The organism is Ohtaekwangia sp. (assembly GCF_036786105.1).
Lineage (GTDB): Bacteria > Bacteroidota > Bacteroidia > Cytophagales > Cyclobacteriaceae > Ohtaekwangia.
The window spans coordinates 13,376-26,622 of the sequence record NZ_DAIQRQ010000051.1 but is presented as its reverse complement, the minus strand read 5'-3'; the positions used below and the strand labels follow the sequence as shown (position 1 = coordinate 26,622).

Below are 13,247 nucleotides of genomic sequence, written 5' to 3'. Positions count from 1 at the left end.
GCAAATAGGGTATGATGGACACTGCAGCCAGTCTATATTATTAAAAAATTATGGCTATTTCATCACCTGTAAATCACAGACTCAAACTAAATACAAATTTTCTTAGTTTTAGGTTTATCTTTCACGAAAGTGTATGGCAGAGACGGAATTGGTCCAAAAATCGAAGGCTTACGCAGAAGAAATTCTAGCGAATAAGTTACCGAAAACCTGTGTATACCATAACCTCCGGCATACGCAGGAAGTTGCCAAGGCTGCACAGGAGATTGGCTCTGCTTTGCATCTGAACGATGACCAGATGGAGACGATATTGATCGCTGCCTGGCTTCACGATCTCGGTTATCTGAATGGCCCTGCTGACCATGAGAAGGAATCTGCTGCCATTGCTGCGAAGCTGCTCCGCGACTGGAATGCATCCGAGAAAAAATCGGAAGATGTGCAGCGTACTATTCTGGCTACCATTATGCCGCAATCTCCTAAAGATATCATGGGTGAAGTGTTGTGTGATGCCGATCTATCGCACCTGGCCAAGGCAGATATACGCGAACGTGGCTTGCTGCTGCGCCAGGAGATTGCCTCAACCAAGAATATACATTTTGGTTCGGAGAATGAGTGGCTTCATGCGAATCTGAAATTCATGAAAGGTCATGAATATTTTACTGACTACGGGAAGCGTATATTGCAGCCGTTGAAAAAGCAAAATATAAAACGGCTGAAGAATGAGCTGAAACCTGAAACCTCCACAGCCGGCCTGGAAGACATGGAAAAGGAGTTGCAGAAGCTGCGCAAGAAACTGGAAAAAAATTCGCGCCCTGACCGTGGTATCGAAACGATGTTCCGCACAACGCTGGAGAATCATACCAACCTGAGTGGCATGGCCGACACGAAGGCCAATATCATGATTTCGATCAATACCATCATTCTTTCAATTGTGGTCAGCGTTCTCTTTCGGAAGCTGGAAGATTTTCCGCACCTGGTAACGCCCACGCTGATATTGGTGCTTACGTGTCTGCTGGCAATCGTTATGGCAATTCTGGCTACGCGCCCCACGATTACGAAAGGTAAATTTACCCACGAGGATATTCACAATAAGAAAACAAACCTGCTGTTCTTCGGTAACTTTCACAACATGGAACTCAAGGATTACGAATGGGGCATGCGTGAGATGATGAAGGACTACGATTATCTCTATGGCAGCTTGATTAAGGATATATACTTTCTGGGGAAAGTACTGGCCAAGAAGTATAGATTTATACGCCTCTCCTACACCATCTTTATGTTTGGATTTGTAGCGTCTATTATAGCATTCCTGATCCTGACGATGATCTACTACCAACCCTATTCGATGCGCCAGCTACTTGCTCCCTGATAGCGGCAATACAAATACAATACATTCTTTTGGCTGGTTGCTTTGGTTGGGAAAGCGCATCCAGTTGCTAAGGCGAGCTTCTTCCCGGAAACCACATTTCTCCAGTACCCGGATGGAGGCTGTATTTTCGGCATCTACAAAGGTGCCGATACGGAAGATATCTTTCTGCCGCTGCAATATCGGCATCAGCTTTTGGCAGGCTTCGGTGGCATAGCCCTTGCCCCAGTAATTGGGACTAAAAATATACCCGAACTGTATCTTGCCCTGCTCATTAACAACGCCCAGGCTACCGATCAGCTTGCCACTATCGCGCAGGCGAATGGTGTATGAGTAGTCGGTGCCCTCCTTCCATGCCCAGGTAGCATATTGTATAAACGACCGTGTGTCATCAATGGACTTATGTGTGGCCCACGACATAAACTGTGTAGCCTCGGGTTTGCTGGCATAGGTATAGAAAATTTCTTCGGCATCTTCGTACCTTAGCCGCTGAAGAAGCAGGCGCTCGCAGGCGATCTGTTCCGGTAAATCCAGTTGAATCATTTTTCAAAGAAAAGTAGAAATGGCCAAAGGCAGCAACATCGTTCACCAGTATTTCAAAAAAGAAATCGAGGGCGTGAAAATCCTGGTAAAGGTTAATCCGATTCTTTTTACCGGAGAGGAGATTACGGTAGCGGCCGATGGGCATGCTGAGCTTCGGGAAATGGAGTTCGATGAAGAAATCTTTGATGATCTCAAAGCTGATGCGTTCGAAGAAGCCAGCCCACTCGAGTTTAATTTATACCTGAATGGATTAGTTTGAGTTAATACAAAATTAATCTCCCACAGAACTCACAGATTTACACAGAAGAAAACACGTTATCTGTTACACGTTAATAGATCTGCCTTCACGGATAACTATTAACCAGTAACGGATAACTATCGCCAAACGTCTAGCAGTCGGTAGCTGGCAACTTGCAGCTATTAATCATACTGCATAACCATCTTCCGGATACGGTCTTCTATTTTTTCGGAGGTTAGTTTTTCGCGGAGGCGGTCTACCATGATGGGGAATGCGAAAGGTGTAGGCTTATCGGGGTGCATGATGATGATCTTCTGATGTGCGATGCGGTCGAGTGCTCTTCGTAAACGCGCTTCCTCCAACTGGAAATCCATTACTTCATCGAAGGCTTGCCGCAGTAAGAGGTTGTGTGCGTCATAATCGTTAAATACATTGAAGAACAGCTGCGATGTCGATTGCAGGTGTCGATCTTTTACTGGCTTGCCCGGATAACCTTTAAACACAAGCCCGGATATAGCCGCTATATCTCTGAATTTTCTGCGTGCCATTTCGGTGGAATTTATACTCGCCTGTATATCCGTCATCAGGTTATCGCTGCCAAGTACATTTGTCTCTACCGCTTCTTCAATGGGTATGGGCTGATCGGACAATAGCTCAAAACCATAATCATTCATCGCGATGGAAAATGTTATAGGCTGAATCTGTGCAATGCGATGCGCCACCAGTGCGCCCATACCTTCATGCACAAAACGTCCTTCGAAGGGATACATGAGCACGTGATAACCTTCATCGCTTTGAAAATACTCGATGAGAAATTCCTCCTTGCCGGGTAAATGCGAGCGGTCACGCTGCAGATCGAATACAGGCTTCAGAAATTTCATTTCTTCATCCGTCTCTACCCCGCGCACTACTTCATCCAGTTTATTGCGGATCAGCTCACTCATTTGAGACGATAACGGCATACGTCCGCCTTGCCATGACGGCACAGCGCCAGACTTCCTATTAGTCTTGCGCACCTGTGCTTCCATATCTTTGATGCGCACAAGCTCCAGATTTCTTCCGGCAAACCAGAACACATCGCCTGGCGAAAGGCGCGATATAAAATACTCTTCTATCGTTCCTAAATATTTACCAGAGACAAAACGAACGAACAACGAACTGTCACCCACAATAGTACCCACCGAAAGCCGGTGCCGCATAGCAATAGCGCGATTCTCCACACGATATATACCGTTTATGATCACTACCTTTCGGTATTCATCATACGCTTGCAGCGAGTCGCCACCCGTGGTAATAAAGTTCAACATCCAGATCCACTCATCGTGTGTTACACTGGCAAAACTGAAAGTACCGGTAATTTCTTCGTATAATTTCTCTGCTTCAAATCCTTCGGAGATTGCGAGCGTGATCATATACTGCATAAGCACATCGAACGATCGTATATAGGGCAAACGGTCTTCCACTACTTTCTCCTTAATGGCCTGGCGGATGCCTGCGGCTTCCATCAATTCCAATGAATGTGTAGGCACGAAATATATACGACTCACTGCACCGGGCTGGTGGCCGCTTCTACCGGCACGCTGTAAAAAGCGCGCTACACCTTTCGGCCCTCCTATCTGGATAACGGTTTCCACCGGGCGAAAATCTACCCCGAGATCAAGGCTTGATGTGCATACTACCGCTTTGAGTTTGCCTTCATGCAATTGCTCTTCTACCCAGTTACGCAACTCCTGACTAATGGAGCCGTGGTGCATGGCCATCAGCCCGGAAAGCTCCGGAGCCTTGTCTAGCATCTTTTGATACCAGATCTCCGCGAAAGATCGTGTGTTGGTAAAGATCAGCGTGGTGCTGCTCTGCTTTACTATATCTACAACTTTTTGCAGCAAATGTATACCCAGGTGACCGGCCCACGGCATGCGATCAACAGAATCCGGCAGTATCGATACTACTTCAATCTTCTTCTCGATATCCGCTTTGATGATGGTATATTTCTTTTGATGATAATAGTTACCGAGCAACGCTTGCAACGCTTCATCCATGTTGCCAATGGTTGCCGATATACCCCACACCTTAAGTGCAGGCGCTATTACCTTGAGTCGCGATAGTGCAAGTTCTACCTGCACACCGCGCTTGGAGCCCATGAGTTCGTGCCACTCATCGGCCACCAGTACTTTCAGGTCTTTGAAAAAATCAGGATAGCCTTTTTGTGCCAGCAGTAAATGCAGGCTCTCAGGTGTCGTAATGAGCAACTCCGGTGGTTTTTCTTTTTGACGCTGTCGTTCCTTCAGCGATGTATCGCCGGAGCGAACCCCAATCTTCCAGGGAAGCCCGAGGCCTTCAACCAATCGGTTAGCCGATAGCTCTATCTCTTTGGACAACGCTCGTATTGGTGTGATCCAGATGGCCTGCAGGCCACTGTTCTTTTGTTTTTTATAGGTATCCGGGTGGCTGCGTATGAACTCCAGCATCAGTGGCATCATCAATGAATAGGTTTTGCCGCTGCCAGTAGGTGCGTTCACCAGGCCACTCTGCCCTCGCAGATATGCTTGCCAAGCTTCGATCTGAAATGCGAAAGGTTTCCAATCTCTTTCCGCAAACCAATCTTTTCCTACTTTTACAACATCAATGGCCATTGAAAATAAAATTAGAATTTCTGCGCATGGCAAAAAACATTTTTCATTGCGTGTGGTTTTAGGGTGGTAAAGGTCTGGAGATGGGGAAATACTCGATCAAAGAACTCGAAAAGCTATCCGGCATCAAAGCGCACACCATTCGCATCTGGGAGAAACGGCACAAAATTATTGCGCCTGCGCGAACCACTACCAACATCCGATTCTATTCTGATGACGATCTGAAGAAGATCATCAACGTATCGCTTCTTAACAACAACGGCATCAAGATCTCGCACATTGCCGACATGACCACCGATGAAGTGAATCAAAAGGTTCTGGAGTTCAGTGAGGCAAAGAATGATGTCGCCATACACATTGACCAGCTCATTGTGTCAATGATAGATATGGAAGAAGAAAGCTTCGATAAAAAACTCAGTAACCTGATTCTTCGCTTTGGCTTTGAAAAAACGATCGTTGAAATTATATACCCGTTCCTGGAGAAGATCGGTATACTTTGGCAGACGCATAACATTACACCTGCTCACGAACATTTTATCTCCAACCTGATCCGGCAGAAAATTATCGTAGCCATCGATGGGCTTGCTATACCTCCCCCAACCGCACCCCGCATGGTTTTGTTTTTGCCCGAAGGCGAAATGCATGAGCTAGGCCTGCTATTCTATAATTACCTGGCACGCAAAGAAAGTTACCGCACGTATTACCTGGGGCAGCATGTGCCGCATGACGATTTACGCGGGGTGGTTGAAGTGCATAAGCCGGACTGGTTGGTGACTTCCATTACAACGCCCGTGAATGAACCCGTTGACTACTATTTTCAAAAACTGTCGCGCGATTTTCCAAAGGCTGTCATTTGTGCTTCCGGCTTACAGGTAATTCGTCATAAAGGTCAGAAAATCCACAACGTCTATTGCTTCTCCACCGCAGCAGAATTTAAAGCTCTTATCAAAGGCTGATCGTATTCTTCAAAATTTCTGTTTCCCTTCAGATTTCTATCTAACTGAGAATCAGTCAGATATTTCATAATCAAAAATATTGTTTAATATTTTACAATATACATTAAACAAAATTGCAGCATAAATGATTTAATGAGTAAATTAGTTTAACATTATAAATAAAACATTAAACAACATGACCGCTACTGAACTTACGAATCAGATTGCAGATCTGCGAAGCACGCTCCAGACTTTTACGAGGCGGTTTACCAACGACCGGCAGGAGTCGCTTGATCTTGTGCAGGATACGATGCTGAAGGCATTGCTCTATCGTGATAAATTCAGGGAAGACACCAATCTAAAGGGATGGCTGTTCACAATCATGCGCAACACCTTTATTAACAACTATCGTAAATCGCAGCGTGCCAGGACCTCGCATGACAAAACGCGCGAGTTATATTTTTTACATGTGGAAGATGAGTATACATTTAATCGGCCACAAGAGAGCCTGGAGTTCAAAGAGATCTGGCGCAATGTGAACAATATTAAAGACGAGTTTCTCGCGCCATTCAAAATGTATACTTCCGGCTATAAGTATCATGAAATTGCAGAGCATCTGAACATTCCCATTGGCACGGTAAAAAACCGGATCTTCCAGGCGCGTAAAGAAATTCAGAAAAGATTACAGGGATATTGAGTAAATTCCTGCATAACCTATAGTTCACATGAGTCGCATTGCAGTGATAGGTTCGGGGTTCGCAGGATTGTCGGCCGCGTGTTACCTCGCCAAAGAAGGGTTTGATGTTACTGTTCTGGAAAAGAACGAATCGCCCGGAGGACGTGCACGACAATTCCAGGCAGATGGCTTCACTTTCGACATGGGCCCAAGCTGGTATTGGATGCCGGATGTATTCGAAAATTTCTTCGCACACTTTGGCAAAAAACCTTCTGATTATTACACGCTGCAGCGACTTGATCCTTCCTATCGCATCATATATAGCGCAGACGAAATTCTGGATATACCAGCCGGTATAGGTGCCCTCTGCGAACTGTTCGATGACCTTGAACCTGGAAGCAGCAAACATCTCCGACAGTTTCTTCAGGAAGGTAAATTCAAATATGATATAGGCATGCACGACCTGGTACACAAACCGGGACTATCCATGCGTGAACTACTTGATCCTGGTCTTGTAAAAAATGCACTGCAGTTGCACGTGTTTCAATCGATCGCCAGCTATATCCGCAAATTCTTCAGAGAGAAAAAACTGGTACAACTGCTGGAGTTCCCGGTACTTTTTCTGGGAGCAACACCCGACAAAACACCCGCACTGTATAGCCTGATGAACTATGCAGACATGGCACTGGGCACGTGGTATCCGCAAGGAGGCATGTATAAAATTATAGAAGGCATGGTATCGCTGGCAGAATCGCTGCAGGTAAAATTTGAATACAACAGCGCGGTAGAGCAACTCACACTCAACACCACAAAAGCAAAAGGCCTGACGGTGAATGGTACATTTCGCCCTTTCGATTATATCGTGGCTGGTGCCGATTATCATCATGTAGAGCAAAAATTGCTACCGGCTTCGCACCGCAGGTATAATGAATCGTATTGGCAAAAGCGTGTAATGGCACCATCCAGTCTTATCTTTTACCTGGGCATTCGTAAAAAATTGAAGGGCCTTCTTCATCACACTCTATTCTTCGACCAGGATTTTGAACAGCACGCACATGAGATCTATGAAAATCCGCAATGGCCATCAGCTCCGCAGTTCTATGTTTCTTGTCCCTCGCAGACCGATGCTACCGTAGCACCGGAAGGTTATGAAAATATATTTATACTTATACCGGTAGCACCGGGCCTTGAAGATACTGAAACTATGCGCGAAAAATATTTCGACATGGTGCTTTCGAGGCTCGAATATTTAACCGGACAATCGATTCGTGAATATATAGTATATAAACGCAGCTACGCGCATCAAAACTTTATAGACGATTACAACGCGTTCAGGGGAAATGCGTATGGTTTGGCCAATACCTTATGGCAAACGGCAAATCTTAAACCTTCCATTCTTAACAAAAAGGTGAGTAACCTGTTCTATACAGGACAGCTCACCGTACCGGGCCCGGGTGTTCCGCCATCGATCATTTCGGGCGAAGTGGTAGCACGTGAGCTTATCAAAAGACATCATCAATTTGTAAATTAACTTGTATGAAGGAAGTCTTCGACAAAGTATCCATCCGTTGCAGTCGCGTTACTACCAACGCCTATAGTACATCGTTCTCGCTGGGTATATTTTGCCTGGCGCAGGAACTTCGCGATCCTATCTATTCAGTATATGGATTTGTGCGCTTTGCAGATGAGATTGTTGATACTTTTCACGACTATAACAAAACGGATCTGTTACAGAACTTCCGGGCCGATACCTGGAAAGCCATTCGTGAGAAGATCAGCCTCAATCCTATTCTGAACAGCTTTCAGGCAACCGTAAACCGGTTTCATATTGAAGATGCCCTGATTGAACAATTCCTGAAAAGCATGGAGATGGACCTCTATAAAACAGAATATACTTCCGAAACTTTAAAGGAGTATATACTCGGGTCGGCAGAAGTTGTCGGCCTGATGTGTCTGCGCGTATTCACCAATGGCGACCATGCACACTATGAAACGTTGAAGCCGTACGCGATGCGCCTTGGCTCCGCTTTTCAAAAAATAAATTTCCTGCGCGACTTGCGGGCCGACTTTGTGGGCATGGGCCGAACCTATTTTCCGGGCCTTGATCTGCAGCATTTTAATGATGCCTGCAAAAAGAAAATCGAAGAAAGCATTGCCGAAGATTTCAATCAGGGCTATATTGGAATAAAACAATTGCCGCGATCAGCCCGGTTCGGTGTATATATGGCGTATGTTTATTACCTTGCCCTCTTCAAGAAAATCAGAAATACACCATCCGAAAACGTGTTGCAAAGCCGCATAAGAATCCGTAACAGACATAAAGCAAGACTCCTCGCCTATTCATTTGTAAAACATCAACTTAACATGCTTTGATGGAACACGTTATTCTGGTTGACGAGCAAGACAATGCTACCGGTACAATGGAGAAGCTGGAGGCGCATGAGAAGGGCATGCTGCACCGGGCATTTTCGATTCTCATCTTCAACTCCAAAGGAGAAATGCTGCTGCAAAAACGTGCAGCTGGTAAATACCACAGCGGTGGCTTGTGGACCAACACATGTTGCAGTCACCCGCTGCCAGATGAAACCATGGAGCAGGCTACACGGCGCAAACTGAAACAGGAAATGGGTATAGATCTGCAAACAGAGTATGCCTATAAATTTATCTACAAAGCCGCACTCGACCATGGCCTGACCGAATATGAGCTGGACCACGTATACGCAGCTGTATTTGATGGCGAACCCGCTATAAACACGGAAGAAGTAGAAGCGTGGAAGTATATGGATATAGCCAGCCTGAAGCACGATGCTGCTGCACATCCGGAGCGCTATACCTACTGGTTCAAGCTTATTCTCAATCACCCGGAACTTTCGTTGTTGCCGGCCTGATTATTTTCCAACTACCTGTCCTCATTGTAAACACAAAGAGCGTTCGCTTGTTAATACGGGCGGAGTGATCATTCTTTTTACATGAACAACGTTGAATTGAAACACGATAATCTTTCGATAGCGCAGCAAGTGATTGATCGGGATACAACGATCTTCTGGTTCAGAAGGGATTTGCGTCTGCAGGATAACGCGGGGCTTTACCATGCACTGAAAGATAATAGCAACGTGCTTCCCGTTTTTATTTTCGACACTGTAATTCTGAGTGATCTGGAAGATAAATGTGACAAACGCGTAGACTTCATTCACCGGTCGCTTTGTCATTTGCAGGAGCAGTTGGAAGAACGCGGATCTTCACTGCTGGTGGTATACGATGACCCGGTGCATTTCTATCAAAGCATTAACCCGAAAATAGTATATACCAACCACGATTACGAACCGTATGCCATGAAACGCGATGCTGCCATAAAAGAGATACTGGAAAGAAAAAGTACTACACTTAAAACGTTTAAAGACCAGGTGATCTTTGAAAAGCACGAGGTGATGAAAGACAATGGCGAGCCCTACACGGTATTTACACCCTATAGCAAAAAGTGGAAAGCCAAGCTGAATGCCTTTTATCTGAAGAGTTATCCTGCAGAAAAGTATTTCCGGAATTTCAAAAAGATAAAACCGATTGCTATACCTTCACTGAAAGATATAGGTTTTAAAGAAACGCAGGCAACCTTTCCGGAGCGCGTGGTACGAACGGCGATCATTGAAAAGTATGATCAGCAACGAAACTTCCCTGGTATCCGCGGCACCACACAACTGAGCATACATTTACGCTTTGGTACCGTAAGCATACGCAAGCTGGCGCAGATCGGAAATATGAAAAATGAAGCATGGCTCAACGAACTGATCTGGCGCGACTTCTATGCCATGATACTCTATCATTTTCCGCAGGTAGAAACGAAAGCATTCAAACCTGCATACGACAAAATTGAGTGGCTAAATAATCCGGATGAATTTCAACGGTGGTGCGAAGGCAAAACAGGATACCCGATTGTAGATGCCGGCATGCGCGAACTGAATACTACAGGCTTTATGCATAACCGCGTGCGCATGATCGCAGCCAGCTTTCTTGCCAAACATTTGCTGATTGACTGGCGATGGGGTGAAGCTTATTTTGCTGAAAAACTGCTGGACTATGATCTTGCATCCAATAACGGTGGCTGGCAATGGGCTGCCGGTTCCGGTTGTGATGCTACACCATACTTCCGTGTGTTCAACCCGGCATTACAAACCGAGAAGTTTGATCCGGAACAAAAGTATATCCGCAAGTGGGTACCCGAAGCAGGCACTGCAGCGTATAGCAAACCAATCGTGGATCATTCTTTTGCGCGCAGCCGTGCGCTGCAGGCTTATAAAGTTGCACTGGAATAAACGATACGATATGAAAGTATATCAACTAAAACGGACACAGGTATTGCCACTTACGTTAGCGCAGGCATGGGAGTTCTTTGCCACACCACGCAACCTCGAAAAGATTACACCCAGTCGCCAGCGCTTTACGATACTCTCTATATCGGGTGGCGAGAAGATGTATGCCGGGCAGATCATCTGCTATCGCATCCGAATCTTTCCGTTGATAGAGGTATACTGGACCACCGAGATCACCCATGTTCATGAACCCTTCTACTTTGCCGATGACCAGCGCTTCGGACCCTATGCGATGTGGCATCACCAGCATCGTTTTAAGGAAGTGCCGGGTGGTGTGGAGATGACCGATGAAGTACATTACGCTATTCCGCTAGGGTTCATCGGACGGCTGGCCAACGCGCTGTTTGTAGCACGCGAGCTAAAGACTATTTTTGATTATCGGTATATAGCGCTTGAAAAGCATTTCCCGACAGGTGATGACACCATTCGCAAATCAGCCTAGCACATGAACTGGATAACTATTTTACTTTGTTCCTTTATCGTGATCGGAACGTTTCTGTTCTGGGAGTTCATTGCATGGTTCACACACAAATATGTGATGCACGGATTTTTATGGGTGTGGCATCGCTCACATCATACTATTCACCACGAACCATTGGAACGCAACGACCTCTTTGCCCTGGCCTTCAGCATTCCGTCTATTTTTCTGTTCTATTACTACTCACTTGTTGTTTATAATCCTTACATGCTGGCCGTAGGCCTTGGTATATTCTGCTACGGAGTTTTTTATTTTATTTTTCACGACATCATTGTTCACCAGCGCATCAAATGGCGTCCAGCCAAACGCAGCCGGTATCTGCAACGGATGATCCATGCGCATTACGTTCATCACAGTAAACATACGAAGCAAGGCTGTGAGGCATTTGGGTTTCTGTATGCACCCAAAAAATACGAACCGAAGAATTTCTCTTTCCGGAAAGAACGTCACGAAACACAGTAACGTGATCTTCCGTACAGCCACAGGAATAATCATCTTTTGATTATTGAAAAATAAAAAAATAAAAGTCAAATCATACATCATTTTGTTATCCCGCAATTGATGATTGCGAAGAAAACCTTGTCTGCACACGTCTCTCTCATTATCGAAAGACTTATATTTAATCCGAAACAACGATGAACTTATAACAACCTATCACCTAATAACGATCTTCATCTGAGTCACCACTGCGTCATGGAAAAATACCTATACCTCACCATTGATATAGTCTCGCTGTTGCTACCGCTGCTGGCAAGCTTTTATTCCAAAGCACCATTCTATAAAACCTGGAAATACCTGCTGCCCGCTATTTTCATAACGGCCGTGTTCTTTACCGTGTGGGACGAGATATTTACCCACATGCGCGTGTGGGGGTTCAACCAGCGATATCTCTCCGGTATATATATAGGGGCCTTGCCCATTGAAGAGATATTGTTCTTTTTTTGCATTCCGTACGCCTGCGTATTTACGTATTTTGCGTTAAATCACCTGATCGAGAAAGATTATCTCTTTCCCCACCAGGAGCTTATTTCATCGGCTCTTATTCTGATATTACTGGTTATGGGAATGTACTATTTCGAAAAGGTATATACTGGCCTTACCTTCGTTTTTCTGGGACTGTTCCTGGCATTTCAAATGCTGAAACTGAAGCCGCGTTATATGGGCCGGTTTTACTTTGCCTTCGGATGTATACTCATACCATTCTTTATTATAAACGGCATACTCACCGGTTCGTTCATTGAAGGTGAAGTGGTGTGGTACAACGACCATGAGAACCTCGGTATCCGCATGGGCACTATACCGTTCGAAGATATATTCTACGGCATGCTGCTTATTTTGATGAACGTAGTGATCTACGAATATCTGCAAGACCGGGAACGCTACCGCGCCCTGATGCGGGGCTAACGCTATATATCCTTAATTACCCGAAACGTAATATTGATACGTGCTGCAACGGCACGTGATCGCCTGGGCAATCCATGTTCCCAGACATGCTGCGTTTTGCCTTGCATTAGCAACAGGCTGCCGTGTGTTAACTCCAGATCATACTTTTCTGTTTTCTCTTTGTAATTTCGAAACTGAAACGTGCGCGCAGCGCCAAAGCTCACCGATGCAATCACCGGATCTATACCCAGCTCCCTCTCATTATCGCGATGCCAGCCCATGCTGTCGTTCTGATCGCGGTATAGATTTAATAAAGCACTGTTGAACGTGACCGGTGCTACCGTTTCTATCCGTTGTTTGATCTGTAACAATGTATCCGTCCATGGCAGAGGTGCCATGGTTATGCCGGAGTAACTATATAATTTACCGGCATCGCCATACCACGCCGTAAGTCGCGGTTGCAACACTTCTTTGCCATATATTTTTATAGGACGCTGTTTCCAGTCTATGGTATGTTGCAGCTCCTGCTTGTAGCGATCGCTTTCATTTGCAGAAAAGAAAACCGGATAGAAGCGAACATCGCCATCGTGTGGTAATATGGATTGAAAATCTTTCATTATCCGTTAATCGTTAT

Annotated in this window: 14 protein-coding genes; 11 read left to right on the top strand and 3 right to left on the bottom strand. The window is 45.4% G+C overall.

Annotated features, from left to right (window positions below; genetic code table 11):
- Window positions 1-133 precede the first annotated feature (133 nt).
- The gene (locus V7Q33_RS17840) at window positions 134-1,366 is read left to right on the top strand and encodes a Pycsar system effector family protein (RefSeq protein ID WP_331976928.1); all 1,233 of its coding nucleotides are present in this window, start codon (window positions 134-136) and stop codon (window positions 1,364-1,366) included.
- Here V7Q33_RS17840 and V7Q33_RS17835 read toward each other — a convergent pair.
- Window positions 1,352-1,906 (bottom strand): GNAT family N-acetyltransferase, encoded by a 555-nt coding sequence (locus V7Q33_RS17835; protein ID WP_331976926.1) that lies wholly within the window; start codon window positions 1,904-1,906, stop codon window positions 1,352-1,354. The two genes, V7Q33_RS17840 and V7Q33_RS17835, sit on opposite strands and share 15 nt — an antisense overlap.
- Before the next feature lie 19 nt (window positions 1,907-1,925).
- Here V7Q33_RS17835 and V7Q33_RS17830 point away from each other — a divergent pair, with 19 nt between their 5' ends.
- Window positions 1,926-2,165: a hypothetical protein gene (locus V7Q33_RS17830; RefSeq protein WP_331976924.1), complete on the top strand. Its 240-nt coding sequence runs from the start codon at window positions 1,926-1,928 to the stop codon at window positions 2,163-2,165.
- A gap of 161 nt (window positions 2,166-2,326) precedes the next feature.
- On the opposite strand, the gene V7Q33_RS17825 is transcribed toward V7Q33_RS17830, so the two are convergent.
- Window positions 2,327-4,777 (bottom strand): ligase-associated DNA damage response DEXH box helicase, encoded by a 2,451-nt coding sequence (locus V7Q33_RS17825; protein WP_333820693.1) that lies wholly within the window; start codon window positions 4,775-4,777, stop codon window positions 2,327-2,329.
- Between the two features lie 80 nt (window positions 4,778-4,857).
- Between V7Q33_RS17825 and V7Q33_RS17820 the strand changes: the two genes are divergently transcribed.
- The 9 genes from V7Q33_RS17820 (at window position 4,858) to V7Q33_RS17780 (ending at window position 12,634) form a co-directional block, all read left to right on the top strand.
- Window positions 4,858-5,730: a MerR family transcriptional regulator gene (locus tag V7Q33_RS17820; protein ID WP_333820692.1), complete on the top strand. Its 873-nt coding sequence runs from the start codon at window positions 4,858-4,860 to the stop codon at window positions 5,728-5,730.
- A 175-nt stretch (window positions 5,731-5,905) separates the two neighbouring features.
- Window positions 5,906-6,406 (top strand): RNA polymerase sigma factor, encoded by a 501-nt coding sequence (locus V7Q33_RS17815; RefSeq protein WP_331976918.1) that lies wholly within the window; start codon window positions 5,906-5,908, stop codon window positions 6,404-6,406.
- A 28-nt stretch (window positions 6,407-6,434) separates the two neighbouring features.
- A complete protein-coding gene (locus tag V7Q33_RS17810; RefSeq protein WP_331976916.1) occupies window positions 6,435-7,916 on the top strand; it encodes a phytoene desaturase family protein in 1,482 nt (493 codons plus the stop codon).
- A gap of 5 nt (window positions 7,917-7,921) precedes the next feature.
- The gene (locus V7Q33_RS17805; RefSeq protein WP_333820691.1) at window positions 7,922-8,758 is read left to right on the top strand and encodes a phytoene/squalene synthase family protein; all 837 of its coding nucleotides are present in this window, start codon (window positions 7,922-7,924) and stop codon (window positions 8,756-8,758) included.
- Window positions 8,758-9,273, top strand: coding sequence for an isopentenyl-diphosphate Delta-isomerase (gene idi / locus V7Q33_RS17800; RefSeq protein ID WP_331976912.1), 516 nt, complete (start codon window positions 8,758-8,760; stop codon window positions 9,271-9,273). The genes V7Q33_RS17805 and idi overlap by 1 nt, the downstream gene beginning before the upstream one ends.
- A gap of 81 nt (window positions 9,274-9,354) precedes the next feature.
- Window positions 9,355-10,695 carry a cryptochrome/photolyase family protein gene (locus tag V7Q33_RS17795; RefSeq protein WP_333820690.1) on the top strand — a complete coding sequence of 447 codons (1,341 nt, stop codon included), beginning with the start codon at window positions 9,355-9,357 and terminating at the stop codon, window positions 10,693-10,695.
- A 10-nt stretch (window positions 10,696-10,705) separates the two neighbouring features.
- On the top strand, window positions 10,706-11,194 hold the full coding sequence (locus tag V7Q33_RS17790; RefSeq protein ID WP_333820689.1) for an SRPBCC family protein: 489 nt from the start codon (window positions 10,706-10,708) through the stop codon (window positions 11,192-11,194).
- Between the two features lie 3 nt (window positions 11,195-11,197).
- Complete coding sequence (locus tag V7Q33_RS17785; RefSeq protein ID WP_331976906.1) at window positions 11,198-11,692, top strand: beta-carotene hydroxylase; 495 nt, start codon at window positions 11,198-11,200, stop codon at window positions 11,690-11,692.
- Window positions 11,693-11,923: 231 nt separating this feature from the next.
- Complete coding sequence (locus V7Q33_RS17780) at window positions 11,924-12,634, top strand: lycopene cyclase domain-containing protein (protein WP_331976904.1); 711 nt, start codon at window positions 11,924-11,926, stop codon at window positions 12,632-12,634.
- 2 nt (window positions 12,635-12,636) lie between these two features.
- On the opposite strand, the gene V7Q33_RS17775 is transcribed toward V7Q33_RS17780, so the two are convergent.
- The gene (locus V7Q33_RS17775; protein ID WP_333820688.1) at window positions 12,637-13,230 is read right to left on the bottom strand and encodes an alpha-ketoglutarate-dependent dioxygenase AlkB family protein; all 594 of its coding nucleotides are present in this window, start codon (window positions 13,228-13,230) and stop codon (window positions 12,637-12,639) included.
- Between the last annotated feature and the right edge of the window lie 17 nt (window positions 13,231-13,247).